This is a genomic window from Mesorhizobium temperatum (assembly GCF_002284575.1).
GTDB classification, from domain to species: Bacteria; Pseudomonadota; Alphaproteobacteria; order Rhizobiales; family Rhizobiaceae; genus Mesorhizobium; species Mesorhizobium temperatum.
Genome location: NZ_NPKJ01000021.1, coordinates 1 through 16,526, shown reverse-complemented (window position 1 = coordinate 16,526; position 16,526 = coordinate 1). Strand labels below are relative to the sequence as shown.

General features: G+C 62.7%; 15 protein-coding genes and 1 pseudogene. 4 read left to right on the top strand and 12 right to left on the bottom strand.

Annotated features, from left to right (window positions below; genetic code table 11):
• Window positions 1-272: 272 nt before the first annotated feature.
• Window positions 273-1,262, top strand: coding sequence for a glutathione S-transferase family protein (locus tag CIT26_RS05800; RefSeq protein ID WP_095491688.1), 990 nt, complete (start codon window positions 273-275; stop codon window positions 1,260-1,262).
• Window position 1,263: 1 nt separating this feature from the next.
• Here the strand turns inward: CIT26_RS05800 and CIT26_RS05795 are convergent, their stop codons facing one another.
• The gene (locus tag CIT26_RS05795) at window positions 1,264-1,764 is read right to left on the bottom strand and encodes an NUDIX domain-containing protein (protein ID WP_095491687.1); all 501 of its coding nucleotides are present in this window, start codon (window positions 1,762-1,764) and stop codon (window positions 1,264-1,266) included.
• Between the two features lie 53 nt (window positions 1,765-1,817).
• Here CIT26_RS05795 and CIT26_RS05790 point away from each other — a divergent pair, with 53 nt between their 5' ends.
• Window positions 1,818-2,732 carry a metallophosphoesterase family protein gene (locus tag CIT26_RS05790; protein ID WP_095491686.1) on the top strand — a complete coding sequence of 305 codons (915 nt, stop codon included), beginning with the start codon at window positions 1,818-1,820 and terminating at the stop codon, window positions 2,730-2,732.
• 111 nt (window positions 2,733-2,843) lie between these two features.
• On the opposite strand, the gene CIT26_RS05785 is transcribed toward CIT26_RS05790, so the two are convergent.
• The 9 genes from CIT26_RS05785 to CIT26_RS05745 all read right to left on the bottom strand — a co-directional run bounded on the left by CIT26_RS05785 (window position 2,844) and on the right by CIT26_RS05745 (window position 11,642).
• Window positions 2,844-3,467 carry a hypothetical protein gene (locus CIT26_RS05785; protein WP_095491685.1) on the bottom strand — a complete coding sequence of 208 codons (624 nt, stop codon included), beginning with the start codon at window positions 3,465-3,467 and terminating at the stop codon, window positions 2,844-2,846.
• 119 nt (window positions 3,468-3,586) lie between these two features.
• Entirely contained in the window at window positions 3,587-4,408 is an 822-nt protein-coding gene (locus tag CIT26_RS05780; RefSeq protein WP_095491684.1) for an alpha/beta fold hydrolase, read from the bottom strand.
• 123 nt (window positions 4,409-4,531) lie between these two features.
• The gene (locus CIT26_RS05775) at window positions 4,532-6,310 is read right to left on the bottom strand and encodes a tetratricopeptide repeat protein (RefSeq protein WP_095491683.1); all 1,779 of its coding nucleotides are present in this window, start codon (window positions 6,308-6,310) and stop codon (window positions 4,532-4,534) included.
• Window positions 6,311-6,611: 301 nt separating this feature from the next.
• Window positions 6,612-8,330, bottom strand: a complete 1,719-nt coding sequence (gene leuA, locus CIT26_RS05770) for a 2-isopropylmalate synthase (RefSeq protein WP_167391292.1) — start codon at window positions 8,328-8,330, stop codon at window positions 6,612-6,614.
• A gap of 196 nt (window positions 8,331-8,526) precedes the next feature.
• Window positions 8,527-8,658, bottom strand: coding sequence for a hypothetical protein (locus CIT26_RS38205; RefSeq protein ID WP_280951094.1), 132 nt, complete (start codon window positions 8,656-8,658; stop codon window positions 8,527-8,529).
• A gap of 168 nt (window positions 8,659-8,826) precedes the next feature.
• Entirely contained in the window at window positions 8,827-9,915 is a 1,089-nt protein-coding gene (locus CIT26_RS05760) for an AbrB family transcriptional regulator (RefSeq protein WP_095491681.1), read from the bottom strand.
• 61 nt (window positions 9,916-9,976) lie between these two features.
• The gene (locus CIT26_RS05755) at window positions 9,977-10,291 is read right to left on the bottom strand and encodes a putative quinol monooxygenase (RefSeq protein ID WP_095491680.1); all 315 of its coding nucleotides are present in this window, start codon (window positions 10,289-10,291) and stop codon (window positions 9,977-9,979) included.
• A gap of 46 nt (window positions 10,292-10,337) precedes the next feature.
• The gene (locus CIT26_RS05750) at window positions 10,338-11,138 is read right to left on the bottom strand and encodes an SDR family NAD(P)-dependent oxidoreductase (RefSeq protein ID WP_095491679.1); all 801 of its coding nucleotides are present in this window, start codon (window positions 11,136-11,138) and stop codon (window positions 10,338-10,340) included.
• 69 nt (window positions 11,139-11,207) lie between these two features.
• On the bottom strand, window positions 11,208-11,642 hold the full coding sequence (locus CIT26_RS05745; protein ID WP_095491709.1) for a DsrE family protein: 435 nt from the start codon (window positions 11,640-11,642) through the stop codon (window positions 11,208-11,210).
• A gap of 98 nt (window positions 11,643-11,740) precedes the next feature.
• On the opposite strand from CIT26_RS05745, the gene CIT26_RS05740 reads away from it, so the two are divergent.
• Both CIT26_RS05740 and CIT26_RS05735 read left to right on the top strand, forming a co-directional pair.
• Window positions 11,741-12,820, top strand: coding sequence for a hypothetical protein (locus tag CIT26_RS05740; protein ID WP_095491678.1), 1,080 nt, complete (start codon window positions 11,741-11,743; stop codon window positions 12,818-12,820).
• 25 nt (window positions 12,821-12,845) lie between these two features.
• Window positions 12,846-13,054: pseudogene (locus CIT26_RS05735) on the top strand (antitoxin).
• 17 nt (window positions 13,055-13,071) lie between these two features.
• On the opposite strand, the gene CIT26_RS05730 reads toward CIT26_RS05735, so the two are convergent.
• On the bottom strand, window positions 13,072-14,001 hold the full coding sequence (locus tag CIT26_RS05730; RefSeq protein WP_095491677.1) for a cation diffusion facilitator family transporter: 930 nt from the start codon (window positions 13,999-14,001) through the stop codon (window positions 13,072-13,074).
• 28 nt (window positions 14,002-14,029) lie between these two features.
• Window positions 14,030-16,219 carry an anthranilate synthase gene (locus CIT26_RS05725; RefSeq protein WP_095491676.1) on the bottom strand — a complete coding sequence of 730 codons (2,190 nt, stop codon included), beginning with the start codon at window positions 16,217-16,219 and terminating at the stop codon, window positions 14,030-14,032.
• Between the last annotated feature and the right edge of the window lie 307 nt (window positions 16,220-16,526).

The following is a 16,526-nucleotide window of genomic DNA, read 5'->3' as shown; positions in this document are numbered from 1 at the left end:
CCGGTATACGGGGAAAGGTTTGCTGCAAACGGCAGCGTTCGCCAGTCAGCGCTTCATCAAGCGCGGGCGCCCTTTCGTCGTCGGTCGAACCGGATCAAGGCAAAGTCGAACATGCGGATTTTCCGCTAGCACCAATCTTCAGCCGCTGCAATCGGCCGTTTTCGCCTGCCGCCCTTCGTGTACCGCCCTGGCGATTGACGAACTGTTCAACGCCTGGCGGTTTCCGTGTGGTCAGCTCGCGCCTACATCCCATAGAGACGAAAGGACATCGCATGGGATTGCTGGTCGACGGCAAATGGCAGGACCGCGGGTACGACACCAAACAGAGCGACGGCGAGTTCGTGCGGGCGCAGTCGCAATGGCGCGACTGGGTCACGGTTGACGGCACGCCGGCCGAAGGCCGCAAGCGCGGCTTCAAGGCCGAGCCGGGCCGCTACCATCTCTATGTCTCGCTTGCCTGTCCCTGGGCGCACCGGACGCTGATCTTTCGAGCGCTGAAGAAGCTCGAGGGCGTGATTTCGGTCTCAGTCGTCCATCATTTCATGGGCGCCAACGGCTGGACATTCCTGGCCGAGGACGGCGCCACCGGCGACACGCTCTACGGTTTCGATTTCCTGCATCAGATCTACACCAAGGCTGATCACGCCTATTCCGGCCGCGTGACGGTGCCGGTTCTGTGGGACAGGCGAGAACAAACAATCGTCTCCAATGAGTCCTCCGAGATCGTCCGGATGCTCAATTCAGCCTTCGATGAATGGGGCGACGTCAGCCTCGATTTCTATCCGAAAGCACTGCGCAGCGAAATCGACGCCGTCAATGCGCTGGTCTATCCCTCAGTCAACAACGGCGTCTATCGCGCCGGCTTCGCCACCACGCAATCGGCCTATGAAAAAGCGTTTGGCGAACTGTTCTCGGCGCTCGATAAACTCGAGGATCGCCTATCTCGCCAGCGTTATCTCGTCGGTGACCGCATCACCGAGGCCGATTGGCGGCTGTTCACCACGCTGATCCGCTTCGACCCGGTCTATGTCGGCCATTTCAAGTGCAACCTGCGCCGCATCGCCGACTACCCGAACCTGTCGAACTATCTGCGCGACCTCTATCAGGTCCCAGGCGTCGCAGGCACGGTGAGCCTGCACCACATCAAGGCGCACTATTACGGCAGCCACGAAACGATCAACCCGATGCGCATCGTGCCGGTCGGGCCGGAACTGGACTACGCCGCGCCGCATGATCGCAATCGGTTCAGGAAGGCGGCGTGACCTACCAGTAGGGCGACGCCACCGCGCCGCCAAAAATCTCGGCAATCCGTCGCAGTGTGGCCGGCGTCGTTCTTTCCGGCAGGCGGTCGAGAGGAAAGAAATCGGCTGCGGCGATCTCGCGGTCCGGCAGCTTCGGCGCCGTCTGATTGAACTGCTCGACCAAATAGAGGCCGACATGGTCGCGGCGGCTGGCCCGACGGTTGAAATGCATCGATTTCAGCACCGGCGGCGCGGTCAATGCAATATTGCCCTCCTCGGAGAGCTCGCGCGCCAGCGCCTCGATCATCGTCTCGCCCAGCTCGACGCCACCGCCGGGAAGCTGCCAGCCCGGTACATAGGTGTGGCGAATGAGGAAGACGGAATTGGACGCGCGGTCGTGGATCAAGCCGCGCACCCCGAGCGTCATCGGCCGCCGCAGCACGAAATACAGATGAAACAGCCTTGCCCTGAGACCCGGCCAGCCGGCCTGGCGGAAAGCTTGCTCCGGATCGGGCCGCGTCATCACCCACGAAACCGTGGGTGGAAAGCAGCGCGCGCGTCGCTTATGAAGAAAGGATGTTCAGGCTCGCGCATATTTCCGATATCCATCTGGGACCGCTTCCCGGTGTAACCTATCGCGATCTCGCCTCCAAGCGCGTGGTCGGTTACGTCAACTGGCAGCGCAACCGCCGCCGCCACATGCGCGATGCCGTCATCGACACGATCGTCGCCGATATCAAGGCGAGCGCACCGGATCACCTTGCTGTCACCGGCGATCTGGTCAATCTGGCGCTCGATGGCGAGATCGAGATGGGCAAGCACTGGCTGGAGACGCTGGGTTCTCCCGATGATGTGTCGGTCGTTCCAGGAAACCACGACGCCTATGTGCCTGGCGCCTTCGACAAGGCCTGCCGGTCGTGGACGGCATGGATGACCGGCGACGGCATCAATACGCCGATCGACCGAGACGCCTTTCCGTATCTGCGCGTGCGTGGCAACGTCGCGCTGATCGGTGTGACGACGGCGCGGGCCACGGCTCCGTTCATGGCCAACGGCTTCTTTCTGGAAGACCAGGCGGAAAGGCTGCGCGAAGTGCTCGATGCTACGGCCAAGCGCGGACTGTTCCGGGTGATCATGATCCACCATCCGCCAGTGCGCGGCGCCGTTTCGCAGCCCAAGCGGCTGTTCGGCATTGCCCGCTTCCACAAGGTCGTTCAGCGGCACGGGGCCGAACTTGTGCTGCACGGCCATTCGCACGAACCGACGCTGTTTTCCATCAATGGGCGCGGCGCCAAAATTCCAGTGGTCGGCGTCGCCGCCGCAGGGCAGGCGCCAGGCGGCCGGCGGCCGGCGGCTCAATATAATCTGTTGGAGATCGATGGCGAAAAGGACAATTGGCGGATCAGGCTGACGCGACGTGGCCTGACCGGGCCGGCCATCCCGCCTTCCGATCTGGAGATTCTGGAGCTTGGCGCGGACGCTATGGCCTAGAGCCTGTTCCATCCCGATGGAACCGGGATGGGGCTCTATCTTCTTGTTTGACCATGATCTTTTCCGAAAAACCGGATTCCACTTTTCGCTACGCGGACCTTCAGTTCAGGATCATGGCCTGAAGCTCAGTCCCATCGCAACAAGGCGGTCCCAGAACAACACGATCGATACTGCCAGCCCGACCAGGGCGCCGGCGGCGATCAGGCCGAGACCGGAGAGAAACGCCGACCAACGCTTGCCGCGCGGGACGGATCGCAGTGGCGGCTCGGCTTCCGGGACCAGCGCGCGTTTCAAACCGGCGACTGCCTGCTCGACCCCGCCTTCCAGCATCCTCTGGCGCTCGACGACGCGCTCCGCGACGTAGCGCGTCACTTGATCGGCAACGGGTTTCATCTCGGTTGATTCGGCGAGCACCACCCGGCCGATGCGCGTATCCTTGAGGAAGCGATAGGTGCGGCGGTCGCGCCCCATAGCGACATGGCTGACGGCGTCGATCCAGAGGCGCGGCTGCAGCCCGGACGAGACGGCGAAGTCGAAATTGTCCATGTCGGCGGGCACGTCGGCGAAGATGGGCGCGAGTTCGGCGGCAAGCAAATCGAGCCGCATGCGATGCGCCTCGCGCATGTCGACCACGACGTCGTCGCGGTCGGCGAAGGCGTTTTTCACGTCGCGAATGGCGTCGGACAGTTTTCGCGACTGATCGATCTGGGTGATGTTCTCGCCTGCATCCTTCATCGGCGTTTGCCTCGCGGGTTTGGTTAACACCGAATTAACACAGCCGTCGGCAAAATGCACTTGCGAGATCGACAGGCCTTTAAGCGGCTTACCAGACAAACCGGCCCGAAGCCGTGCCCTCAGTCTTTGGCAGGGAGGGATCGATTCGCCGCGGCGGATTTTGGACGAAGCGGCCTGGCGCGGCGTTTCATGTTGCGGCAGACGATCTCGGCGATCAGGCCGGGCGCTTCCTCGACCAGCATATGGCCGGCCTCCAACACCTGGTGCAGGTGGAAATGCGCCGGCAGACCATCGGCCTGTGTGAAGGGCAGCACCGCGTCGCCTATCCCCCAAACCACCATCACCGGCATAGTGAGCGTTTCGAGCCGTTCGCGCGGGATGACGCCCTGCCGATCACCCCTGGTCATGACAGCCGCGATCTCGACAAGTCTCTGCAACTGGCCGGGACGCGCACGCATTTCGCCAAGCACATCCACGATGCGCTCCGAAGGCAGGCTTTGCGGTCCAGACATGGCGGCGAGGCAGGCGCGAAGTTCACTCTTGCCGGCAGCGGCGGCGTAACGGCGCAACAGCTGGCCATTGATCTCAGTCCCAAAACCGCCCGGCGCCAGAAGCGTCAGCGACGCTATCCTTTCGGGCTCGGCCAATGCCATCAGCACTGCCGCCGCTCCGCCCATCGAGTGGCCGACGAGATGCACCCTCCTAATTCTGCGTGCGGCGAGGTCTGCAAGAACGGCCCGGGCGGCCGCCTTGGCCGGACCGCCACCCGGAAAATCGAGGGATAGCCCATGGCCCGGAAGATCATAGGCCAGCGTCCGTGAACCAAGTGCCAGTGCCGAAATCACCTCGTGCCAGTCGTCGTGGCAACCGCCGAAGCCATGCAGGAAGACAATCGTCTTCGGACCGGTGCCCCGTTCGGCAGCGTAAAGGGATGAAATCATGCAATTTTATGGTTTTATTGCAAAATCAAACAGGATGCGAAATTCCAGATTGTGGCTGGATTGCGCCTTGTCCAAGCCGATGGCCAGTAAAATTTTCGCGATCAGCCGTGCTAGTTCAGAAAGCTAGCTGGCATTGCCGAGCCCGGCGGCACGCAACGCTTCGACCAGCCGATCGGTTAGATCGGCGGGGTATCTCCGCTCGACAAAGGTCGCGCGCGGATCGGCAGCGAATTTCGGGAATTTGACAGTCATCTCGTCCACGAGTTCATGCGCCAGTTGATTGCGGCCGGTTGCCTTCGCGCCGATCAACCGCGCGGCCAGATAGTGCGATTTCGTCGGCGTCGCTTGCAGCGCATCGCTGGCAAGCGCGGCCTTATTCATATCGCCCGCCATGAACTGCCCGACGAAAAGCCCGTAGTCCCACCAGGTCGGATGCGCGCTGGAGGTTTCGGCGGCGTGAGCAAGGATCGGTGTTCCCTCCCTGTACCTGCCGGCGAAAATCAACCCATAGGCGTAAGCTGCTGCCATGCTGAGGTCGTAAGGGTTGAGTTCGTAAGCCTTGTGCATCCAGCGGATCGATTCCTCCGAATTGCCGAGGCGGGAATTGAGATAGCCATAGGCACGGTGCGCATAGGGGCTGGTCGGCCCCATCTGCACGGCGCGACGGGCAAGCGACATCGCCTGTTCGATCGTTGCGCCGGCTGGATAGGCGTAGTGATCTGTGGCCGCCTCGAGATGCAGGGTCGCGAGCTCCGAATAGACGAGCGACGATTTCGCATCCCGATTGATCAGGTTTTCGAGACAGCGATAGGCAGCCTCATGGGTTTTCGCACCCTGGTCGAGATAGTACTTGTCGTTGAGCAGCAGACATTCCGTCAGGCCGGCCTGAAGACCGCTCTGTTCGATATAGTTGTAGATCGTGCCAGAGGCGGGAACGGCCGAACTCAAAATGCCGGCGACACTGTCCTCGACGGCGGAGGGTGTGCTGTCGGCGGCAGTCAAGTTGCGTGACAGCAGGACCCGTCCGGTCGCCACGCTTTGAAGCTCCAGAGTGACATCGCCTGCCGTTGGTCCCGGCAGGACATCGAATACGAAGCTGATTGCATCGGTGACCGGATCGGGCGGGCCGCCGGCGTCCCGACCGATGAAGTTGACCGTATCGAAGCCGCTGAGGCCGGCGCGCAGCGATGCCGCGACGCGGGCAGCCTCGGCACTGTTGGTTTTCACTGCAATGTAGACGAGCGGAAGGCTTTCAATCGGAGCCCATGGCGCAATGCTGCCGGTTGCCACCGCGTTTTCGATCGTCGACGCGGTATCGCTTCCCGCCAGCAATGCGCCGCTTCCCTGACGAAGGATCAGCACGCCCAGCATGGCGATGACCAGAGCGATCGCCAGCCAGAAGAACTGGAGATGGCGCAGCAGCGACGGTGCCGGCTCGCGAATGACAGGGGACATCAACGATGCGGCACCTGCGGCCATGCCGGGTTCCTCGAGCGATCCCGACAAGGTGGCAGCCGCCTCGGTGTGTTCCTCCGGCTCCGGCTCGGCCGGCAGGCGGATCGCGTTGAGTTCGTAGGATGGAACATAGCCGCCACGCGGAATGGCGATGCGGATCGGCTCGGCAACACCCTCATTGGCGAAGTAATGCTGCAGAAGCTCGCGCAGCCTGCCCGCCTGCACCCGCACCACGGCGTCGGTCGACGGATCGAAATCGCCGTCCTTGCCGAAAACATCCATCGCGATGGAAAAGCCCTTGAGCTTGTCGGCTTCGCCTGCCTGCTCGCGCTCGACCAGATAGCGAAGCAGCTTACGCGCTCGTTCGGATCTCCCGAACGTTTCGCTGGCTAGCAGTCGCTCCAACGTCTCGCGCACTGCGGGGGCGGCAGGCGTGGCATGCTGCAAGTGTCGATCCTTTCGAAGTCGGCACAGGTTAAGACGCAATCATATAGGGCCTGCCCTGCCATACAAGCATGCATCCATTATGCGATCGCGTACCCCACCGGATAATTTCCCGGTGGTTAACGGCGCGAAAGGCCAGAGCAAAAAGATACCATCTGGGTTCATCTTGCTCCAGCGCTGTTAGCCTTTCGACAGCTTGTCTAGAGCGGTTCAGCTTTTTTGATAGAACCGCCGAACCGCTCTAAGTATTTGTTTTTGCGCAATTCCGGACGGAAAACCGCTACGCACTTTTCCTGGAATTGCTCTAGTCGACCTTTCGGCCGACGATGCGGTTGGCGGCGGAAACCACGGCTTCCAGCGAAGCGGCCACGATGTTGGTGTTGATGCCGGCGCCGAACAGCTTGCCGCCGGGATGCTCCATCTCGACATAGGAGATGGCCGACGCATTCGAGCCGCGCTGCATGGAGTGCTCCGAATAGTCGAGCACCGACATCGGCACGCCGACATGACGCGACAGCGCGTCGACAAAGCCGTCGATCGGGCCGGTTCCGGAGCCTGAAATCGTCACCTCCTTGCCTCTGTCCAGGATGATCGCCTCCACCGCACGCCGGCCCTTGGTCTCGAGGTCCGGATAGGTGTGGTGGTCAAGGAACTTCAGCCGCGCGCCGGGCTGATCGACATAGGTTTCGAGAAAGCGCTCGTAGATGCGCTTGGCCGGCACCTCCTTGCCTTCGGCGTCGGTGATCGCCTGGATCGCCTGACTGAACTCGATCTGCAGGTTGCGCGGCAGGTTGAGGCCGTAGTCCGCCTGCAGCACATAGGCGATGCCGCCCTTGCCGGACTGCGAGTTGATGCGGATGATCGCCTCGTAGTTGCGTCCGACATCGGCCGGGTCGATCGGCAGATAGGGCACTTCCCAGTACGGCGTGTTGGCCTTGCGCAACGCCTTCATGCCCTTGTTGATGGCATCCTGGTGCGAGCCGGAAAAGGCGGTGTAGACGAGCTCGCCGACATAGGGATGGCGCTCGGGGATCTTCAACTGGTTCGAATATTCATAGACGTCCTTCATCCGGTTGATGTCGGAGCAGTCGAGCTCGGGATCGACGCCTTGCGTGTACATGTTGAGCGCCAGCGTGACGATGTCGACATTGCCGGTGCGCTCGCCATTGCCGAACAGCGTGCCTTCGACGCGGTCCGCGCCCGCCATCAGGCCGAGCTCGGTGGTGGCGACGCCGGTGCCGCGGTCGTTGTGCGGATGCAGCGAAATGAGCAGGTTCTCGCGGTTGTCGAGGTTGCGGCACATCCATTCGATGCGATCGGCATAGATGTTGGGTGTCGACATCTCGACCGTGGACGGCAGGTTGATGATCAGCTTGTTTTCCGCCGTCGGCTTCACGATTTCGGTGACGGCGTTGCAGATTTCCAGCGCCACTTCGAGCTCGGTGCCGGTAAAGCTCTCCGGCGAATATTCGAAACGATAACCGCCGCCGGCCTTCGCCGCCATGTCGGTGATCATCTTGGCAGCATCGGTTGCGATCCGCCTGATGCCGGCAACGTCCTTCTCGAAGACGACGCGGCGCTGCAATTCGCTGGTCGAATTGTAGAAATGCACGATCGGGTTGGTGGCGCCCTGCAGCGCCTCGAAGGTGCGGGTGATCAGTTCCGGCCGGCACTGCACCAGCACCTGCAGCGAGACATCGGCTGAGACATTGCCCTCTTCGATGCACCAGCGGGCGAAATCGAAATCGGTCTGCGAGGCCGACGGGAAGCCGATCTCGATCTCTTTGAAGCCCATGTCGAGGAGCAGGGCGAACATGCGCGCCTTGCGCTCGTGGCCCATCGGGTCGATCAGCGCCTGGTTGCCGTCGCGCAGGTCGACCGAGCACCAGATCGGCGCCTTGTCGATGACCTTCGAAGGCCAAATGCGGTCGGTGAGACCGACCGTCGGGTAGGGTTGGTATTTCCGGGCTGCCTCCGGCATGCCCCGGGCTGCCTCCGGCATGCCCCGGGCATCCTTGCCCATCTCCCCGCTGTCTGCGCGGATCTCTTCTCGTGCGTTCATTGTCGTCTCTCCCGGCGGCTCGCGGGGTCCGCCTTCAGGCGGATTTGGTGCCGAGCGGCGCCTTTACCAGATGTTCATTCGCTTGATGTGACTTGCCAATTTTGAGACTGGCCAAGGAGCATGCGCGTGAGCGGCGGTTCGACCGCCGGGCGCTCCTTCAGCGAACCCGGCGATCGCCGATAAGGCCGAGAAGCAGCAGAGCGGAAGCAAGCGCGCGCACGGTCTCGCCAGCAAAGCCGGTCTGACGGGAAGCGACGGAGGTGGCGCGGTTGATCATGGCGGTTTTCATACAGGAGCCGCCAAAGAGAGGCAAGTGGACGGACGACTGGCGTTTCCTATACTACCCGACGCATTCCTGAGCGACTGGGCTGGTCCTTCAGCGGCCGCGAGCAGATTGCGTGGCGCCTGATCCATTTAGGACAGCGCCGCAGGTCTTTCTGCAGCCGCAGATTACCCTCTATTCCCTCAGACTTCGCGCCACCAGCCGCGCCACGCTTGGCCCGATCAGCAGCACGACGAGGAAGCGTGCCGATTGCAACGCCATGACGAAGGAGATGTCGACGTGCTGTGCGGCGGCGGCGATGATGGCGACGCAATCCATGCCGCCGGGGCTGGTCGCCAGATAGGCGGTCAGCGGATCGATGCCGAGCACATGGCTGATCATGAAGCCGAGACCGCCGCAGAAGGCGATGAGGATGATGATCGAACCGACGATCTGCGGCAGGGCCCGCGTCGCGTGCCGCAGAATTGCCCTGGTGAAATTCAGGCCGATGGTCCAGCCGATCATCGTATAGCCGAGGGCAAGCAGCCAGGGCGGCAACTGCATCGGCACGCCTAGTCCGAGATGCACCGCAGTGCCGAAAACGAAGGTGCCGAGGAAAAAGGGTGACGGCAGCCTGAGCACCTTTCCGATGAGGCAGCCGACGAGCGCCACGCCAAGTGTCGCGGCAAAGGCTGTTGGATCGATCGGCGGGAACCAGATGATGGCCGGGACCTCGATGCCTGATGTGTCGACCCACATCTTTGCGACAAGTGCGGCAGTCATCGAGACGAAGATCACGCGCAGATATTGCATGAAGGCGACGAGGCGCTGGTCGGCGCCGAAGGCGCCTGCCATCAACACCATGGCGGTGGCCGCGCCGGGCGATGAGCCCCAGACTGCGGTGGTGCCGGGCAGGATACGCCAGCGGCTGATCAGCCAGCCGAGGAGGCTTGACGCAGCAACGGTCACCACCACGGTGCCGAGGAACAGCGGCCATTCCCTGTAGAAGACTGGAAAGATGTCCGCAGAGATCGAAGCGGCGACAAGGCAGCCGACGATCGCCTGGGCGGCGCCGAACAAAGGGCGCGGCACGCGCACCGTGGCGCCGTTGGTGCCGGCCAGGATCGCCGCCAGCATCGGCCCGATCAGCAGCGCCGCCGGCAAGGCGGCGAATTCCAGCGCGCCGGCAAACAGGATCGAGAAGATCAGGAGGGCCAGCCACTGCCAGACTCTGGGTATCCGCGCCATGCGTTCGACGGTCGGCTGGTCTGGCAGGGAATCCATTTTCGGTCTTAGACCCGAAGAGGGGAGATGCGAACCCCGCGGCGGCGAAAAATGCGTCCGCTCAGGCGTCAGTCGGTTTTAACGTGGGCAGGCCGAAGCCGCCTACGGGCTGGGTCTCGACCTGGAATTCGAAGCCGGCGATGATCGGCCGCGCCTTGGCGATCGCCGCCTGGACTTCCGGCAGTTGCAGCGAAGCCTTGTGGCTTGCCTGGTCGGTCCACACCTCGGTCACCCAGATCGCGTCGGCATCGGCCGGGTCAGTGGCGATGATGTAGCTCAGGCAGCCAGGCATGGCGCCGGTGCTGGCAAGCAGGACATCCATCATTGCGTCGCGCTGGCCGCGCGTCGCCCGCATCTTGCCGATCAGACCGTACATTGCCGTTTTCTCCGTTGGCTTCCGCGACAAGTATGCAGGTCGCCGCTCACGGCATCAACTGGCCACCATTCACCTCGATCACCTGGCCGGTGATGTAACCGCTCAACAGAGCGGACGAGAGGAACAGATAGGCGCCGACGCAGTCCTCGGGCGTGCCGGCGCGGCCCTGAGGAATGGTGGCCACCATGCCCTTCATCTGCTCCTCGGTGGAATAGCGCTCGTGGAAAGGCGTCGCGATGGTGCCCGGCGCCACCGCGTTGACGCGGATGTTGAAGCCGATCAGTTCCTTGGCCATGCCGCGGGTCACATTGGAGACGAAGGCCTTGGCCGAGCCATAAAGGCCGGCGCCGCCGCCGGCGCCATTGCGCGCCGCAATCGACGAGGTGTTGACGATGAAGCCGCCCTGGCGCTTCAGCCATGGCATCGCCTTGCGCGATGCGGTCAGCACGGAGCGGGCGTTGAGGTCCATCACCGCGTCGTAATGCGCCTCGGTCTGCTCGGCATAGGGCACGCGCCCAAGCATGCCGCCGGCATTGTTGACGAGACCGTCAAGCCGGCCGAAATGTTGCGCGCTGTCTTCGACGACGCGCTCGACATCGGCGGGGATCGAGAAATCGCCCTGGATCAGGAATACCTCGCCGCCGCCGTTGCGGATGGTCCCGGCCAGGTTTTCAGCAGCCGCCCGACTTGAATTGTAATGCAGCGCGACGCGGCATTTCTGCGCGGCGTAGGCCAGTGCAAGTGCCGCCCCGATGCCGGTCGAAGCGCCGGTGATCAGCACCGCCTTGCCGGCGAGGTCGGGGATGACCAAAGTGGGGGTGAGAAGGGCGGTTGTGGTGGCTGGCACGTCTATTCCTCCGGGACTCTCCCACTCTTCGTAGGGCCTCGCCGCCCTCATGTTCAAGTCAGTAGAGGTTCAGGGCCGCAAATAGGCGTAGCCCTGGCGCTGCAATTCGGCGAGCTTGACGACGCCGCCGGTCTCGGCGGCATGGAAGCCATCGAGGAGATCGGTGAGCGCAACATCCATGCCGTGCATGGTGTTGGCGCAAGCATGCGGGGTCAGCCCGTCGCGGACCAGGCCGGAAAAACGGCTGGAAATGGCAGCTGACGCGCTCTTCGACTTGAAGGCGGCGAGCGCCGGTCCATGCACGACCAGCACGATGTCGACCTTGCCGCCGGTGCCCTCATAATGGTTCTTGATATTGCCCAAAACGAAGCCGACCTTGTCGAGGTCACTGAGGTGATAGGCGACCTTCTGCCTTTCTTCCACGGTCGCCGCCTTCACCTGGCGCAGCCCGAAGAGGCCAGCGGCCCCGGCAAGGCCCGCACGGAAAATATCGCGGCGTCGCATCATGTCGTTCTCCAGTATGCAGTCCTCGCAAATTGCGTGGCTTCGGCCTCGATCCTAGCATAAATTGAAGTCACGTCCTGTCGGGCGAGGAGGGGCACATGACATCGAAGACCATTGTGGGCGCCGGACTTGGTGGCGCCTTGCTTGCCGCTGTTGCCGGCACGGCCCTTGCCGACGATACGCCTAAGCTCACCGAACTCAGCCCGGACGGCAAGGATGCCTGTTTCGGGCGTGTCTATGATGCCGCGCATCTCAAGGTACATCCGAACCAGAAGGTGGGACGGATTTTCTTCTACTATGGCAGCGATCCGGTCAGCCACCCGAACGAGGAGCCGAGCAGCGCTCCGTCCGGCTACAACGGCTTCATGGCGACGACGGTGCGCGGCGCCAAAAAGCCCGAATGGGTCGGCGGTTGGTGCGGCAAGGATGATCCGCAATCGGGCGAGATCCATTGCGGCATGGAATGCGACCGCACCATGGCCTTACTGAACGTCGATGAAACAGGACGGCTGATCGTCTCCGGCGTGCATCGCAACCTTTATCTCGATGCCGGCGCCGAGGATGAGCTGGGCGAAATGGAGTTTACCAAGCAGGCACTCGGCACGGAAGACGACGGCTTTCGGCTTGACCGCATGCCGGCGCAGACCTGCAAGGTCGAATTCGCGCGCATCGATCCGGTCGATCCGGCGCTGGGAGCACCGCTGCGTGAGCGGCTGAAACCGGACCAGCCGTTCTGCTACGGGCGCGACTACGATGCCGCGCATCTCGGCTCGCATCCCGATCAGCTTACCCACACCATCCGGGTTTTCCGGGGCCCAATCGAGCTGGCCTCCTTCGCCAAGGACGGCGATCCCACAAACTGGCCGAGCGGTGCCGATATCGTTGTTTCCGTCACCACGCGCCACAAGCCGGCCGAGGTCACGCAGAGCTACAGTTGTGAAGGCGAAGCGGACCAGTGGCGCTGTGTGGCGAGCGGAATGACGAGTGACTTTTCCTGCGATATCGCAGCCAGGGAGATTTATCTGCGTCGCGGCGCCAACGGCACGATGATGCTGGCCAACCCCAACAGCAGCCTGCCGATCATCGACCTGTGCTCGAAGGCGGCCGGAGGCGAGACCGCATCCGACGACAAGGTCTACCGGCTGGAGCCGATGCCGCAGGCTGCCTGCGCGCCTTGACACTTTGGGTCAGAAAAGACGGCATATGAACAAGGCAAGGGTGTTCTGGTCAGGCCGCTCGCAGGCGGTGCGTCTGCCCAAGGAATTTCGTTCCGAAACCGAGGAGGTTTCGATCCGCCGCCAAGGCCGGCGGTCATCCTAGAGCCGCTCGCGCAGGATTGGGCTTGGCTCGACCAGGTGACCGGGCCGCTTGACGACGACTTTGTCGAGGCAGCTTTAGAACGGCCGACATAGATCTGATGATCGCCGCTTCACGCGAACGGCACGGCCGTCGTGCCCTTGGGCAGTTTTGCCTCGTCGTCGGGCTCGACATGGATGGTGACGCGCACCGAGGGGTTTTCGGCCTTCAGCGCATCTTCGATGCGGTCGCAGATGACGTGGCTGGCGCCCACCGACATATCGGCATCGACGACCAGATGGAACTCGATAAAGGTGGCGCGGCCGGCAATGCGTGTCTTCAGATCGTGGACCTCCAGTGCTCCCTTGCAATTGGCCGAGATGATGTCGCGGATGTGCATGTGCTCGTGTGTATCGACGGCGCGGTCCATCAGTCCGTTCATCGACGAGCCGATCACGTGCCAGCCCTGAAACAGGATGTTCAGCGCGACGATGAGGGCAAGAGCGGGATCGAGCACTTGCCAGCCGGTGAGCACGGCGCCGGCCAGACCAATGAACACGCCGACCGAAGTCGCCACGTCGGTCATGATGTGCCTGCCGTCGGCGACCAGTGCCGGCGACTTCTCGGCACGGCCGGCACGGATCAGCGTCAAGGCCCAGAAGGCGTTGATCGCCGTCGCGACGCCGTTGATGGCAAGGCCGCTCCAGGGCTGTTCGAGCGGGACGGGATGCCGCCAGTACCACCACACTTCGTTGAGGATCAGAAGGGCTGCCAGCACGATCAGCACGCCTTCCAAAACAGCCGAGAAATACTCGGCCTTGTGGTGACCGAAGGGATGATCCTGGTCGGCCGGCTTGTGGCTGACCTGGATCGCCCAATAGGCGGCGGCAGAGGCAATGACGTTGACGATCGATTCCAGCGCGTCCGAATACAGCGCCACGGAACCGGTGATGTACCAGGCCGCCAGCTTCAGGCCGAGCACGACGAAAGCGACGATGATCGACCAGAAGGCGAGGCTGGCGACCTTGCGCTTGGCGGCGTTTTTCGAATCAATAGCGGTCATTGATTGCTTCCGGCCGCCGAAACCGGAGCTAAGCCGCCTTTTCCTTGGCCTTGCGCGGCAGATGCGCAACGATGTTCTCGATGATGCGCATGCCGGCATTGTGGCCGAGCGTCATGATCGATTCCGGGTGGAACTGCACCGCGGCGATCGGCTCCTTGCTGTGCTCGAAGGCCATGATGACGCCTTCTTCCGTCTCGGCGGTGACGACAAAGCCATCGGGCAGGCGAACCGGATCGGCGAAGATCGAGTGATAGCGGCCGACCGTCACCTCCTTGGGCAGGCCGGAAAAGATGATGCCCGGCTTCGACACGCGGATGCGCGACGGTTTGCCATGCATCGGCACGTGCAGCTGCCGCAGCTCTCCGCCATAGGCCTCGGCCAGCGCCTGCAGGCCGAGGCAGACGCCGAAGATCGGCAGGTCGCGCGCGCGGGCTCGCTTGATGGTGGCGGCGCAGTCGAAGTCCTTCGGCGTGCCGGGACCGGGCGACAGCACGACGAGATTGGGTTTCAGGCGGTCGAAGACCTCGTCCGGCACAGGTGTGCGCACGGTCGAGACATTGGCGCCGGTCTGGCGGAAATAATTGGCGAGCGTGTGGACGAAGGAGTCCTCGTGGTCGACCAGCAGGATGTTGACGCCGTCGCCGACGCGCGCGGTGGCGCGTTCGGTGTCGGCGGCATTGCCTGACTTGGCGTCGCGAATGGCGGAGATCATGGCGGATGCCTTCAGTTCGGTTTCGGCTTCTTCTTCCTCGGGAATGCTGTCGAAGAGCAGCGTGGCGCCGGCACGCACCTCGGCGATGCCGTCCTTGATGCGGATGGTGCGGAGCGTCATGCCGGTGTTCATGTCACCGTTGAAATTGACCATGCCGATCGCCCCGCCATACCAGGCGCGCGGGCTCTTCTCGTTCTGCTCGATGAAGCGCATCGCCCATAATTTCGGCGCGCCGGTGACGGTGACCGCCCAGGCATGCGACAAGAACGCGTCGAAGGCGTCCATGCCTTCGCGCAGCCGTCCCTCGATGTGGTCGACGGTGTGGATCAGCCGCGAATACATCTCGATCTGGCGGCGGCCGATGACGCGCACCGAGCCTGGGTCGCAGACCCTCGACTTGTCGTTGCGGTCGACGTCCGAGCACATGGTCAGCTCAGATTCGTCCTTCTTCGAATTGAGCAGCTTCAGGATCTGCTCCGAGTCGGAAATGGCGTCGTCGCCGCGCTTGATCGTGCCGGAGATCGGGCAGGTCTCGACACGGCGGCCATTGACCCGCACGAACATTTCGGGCGAGGCGCCGATCAGGTATTCGCCCTCGCCGAGATTGATGAAGAAGGAATAGGGCGAGGGGTTGATGGTCTTCAGCTTGCGGGAGATGTCGGAGGGCGGTGTCTCGCAGCGCTCGTAGAACATCTGGCCGGGCACCACCTCGAACAGGTCGCCGCGCTTGAAACTCTCCATCGCCTTGCGCACCAGATTGGCATATTCGCCGGGCTCATGGTCGCCGCGCGGCGGGATGCGGTCGGCGGTCTTGAACGGCTCGACGATTTCGTCGCGCGGCAATCCCTCCGTCGAAAACCCGTCGCCGGAATAATCGTAGCGGTCGGTCCAGGCCTTGGTCGAATAGTGGTCGACGACCAGGATCTCATCGGGCAGGAACAGCACGAGGTCGCGCTGGCTTTGCTGGCGCTCGAGCTTGTAGTCGACCGGATCGAACTGGAAGGCAAGATCATAGCCAAAGGCGCCGTAGAGGCCAAGATTGGCGTCTTCCTCCGTCTTGAACAGAGCGGTGATGGCACGCAGCACGGTGAAGACGGAGGGAACGCGGCTGCGTTCCTCTTCGGTGAAAACACGGCCGGGTTTGGCTACGTCGAGGCGGATCAGTTTTCTCGACATCTCGGCGATCATCACGTCGTCAAGGCCGCCAAGCGCCTTGCCGATCACCGGCAGAAGCATCTCGCCACGGCTGTTCAGCGCCTCGATGCGCATGGCGCGGCCACGCGCCGAGATCACCAGCGGCGGGTCGATGATGGCGGTGTCCCAGCGCGTGTAGCGGCCGGGATATTCGTAATTCGAGGAAAACACGGCGCCGCGGCGTGAATTCAGCCCGTCGATATAGGCGTCGATCGCGCCTTGGTAAGGCCGGTCATGGCGCTCGCGGGTAATCGTCACGCCACCCGCCGTGACGAAGCGCTCCGCCCCGTTGTCCAGAATTTTCGTCGTCATTGCCGTCTCCATCAGCGTCTTGGCTATATCAGCGTCTTGGGGCAACGGACCCGGGGCATGGCTTGAAAAAACAAATGGCCGCCCGGACATTCCGTTGCGGCCACCTTCTATTTTCACGCGCACGCGTTCGAACAGGCCGCTGTCAGCGAGCCCACCACCAAACGGTCTTGATCGAGCGCGTGTTCATGGCGATTCCAATAGCGGCGATTGCACGGCCACGCAACTGGATTCAATGGAGGGTGTCGTAAGCAGATGAGTTGTCCGGATTAGGTAGCACGTGAGTTGTCCGGTTTTATCGCCAGCGCAT

Bases quoted from the DNA above. Each gene is read 5' to 3' on its own strand.
- CIT26_RS05800 (WP_095491688.1), top strand. From the start codon at position 273: ATGGGATTGCTGGTCGACGGCAAATGGCAGGACCGCGGGTACGACACC.
- CIT26_RS05795 (WP_095491687.1), bottom strand. From the start codon at position 1,764: ATGACGCGGCCCGATCCGGAGCAAGCTTTCCGCCAGGCCGGCTGGCCG.
- CIT26_RS05790 (WP_095491686.1), top strand. From the start codon at position 1,818: ATGTTCAGGCTCGCGCATATTTCCGATATCCATCTGGGACCGCTTCCC.
- CIT26_RS05785 (WP_095491685.1), bottom strand. From the start codon at position 3,467: ATGAAGGATGCAGGCGAGAACATCACCCAGATCGATCAGTCGCGAAAA.
- CIT26_RS05780 (WP_095491684.1), bottom strand. From the start codon at position 4,408: ATGATTTCATCCCTTTACGCTGCCGAACGGGGCACCGGTCCGAAGACG.
- leuA (WP_167391292.1), bottom strand. From the start codon at position 8,330: ATGGGCAAGGATGCCCGGGGCATGCCGGAGGCAGCCCGGGGCATGCCG.
- CIT26_RS38205 (WP_280951094.1), bottom strand. From the start codon at position 8,658: ATGAAAACCGCCATGATCAACCGCGCCACCTCCGTCGCTTCCCGTCAG.
- CIT26_RS05760 (WP_095491681.1), bottom strand. From the start codon at position 9,915: ATGGATTCCCTGCCAGACCAGCCGACCGTCGAACGCATGGCGCGGATA.
- CIT26_RS05755 (WP_095491680.1), bottom strand. From the start codon at position 10,291: ATGTACGGTCTGATCGGCAAGATGCGGGCGACGCGCGGCCAGCGCGAC.
- CIT26_RS05745 (WP_095491709.1), bottom strand. From the start codon at position 11,642: ATGCGACGCCGCGATATTTTCCGTGCGGGCCTTGCCGGGGCCGCTGGC.
- CIT26_RS05740 (WP_095491678.1), top strand. From the start codon at position 11,741: ATGACATCGAAGACCATTGTGGGCGCCGGACTTGGTGGCGCCTTGCTT.
- CIT26_RS05730 (WP_095491677.1), bottom strand. From the start codon at position 14,001: ATGACCGCTATTGATTCGAAAAACGCCGCCAAGCGCAAGGTCGCCAGC.
- CIT26_RS05725 (WP_095491676.1), bottom strand. From the start codon at position 16,219: ATGACGACGAAAATTCTGGACAACGGGGCGGAGCGCTTCGTCACGGCG.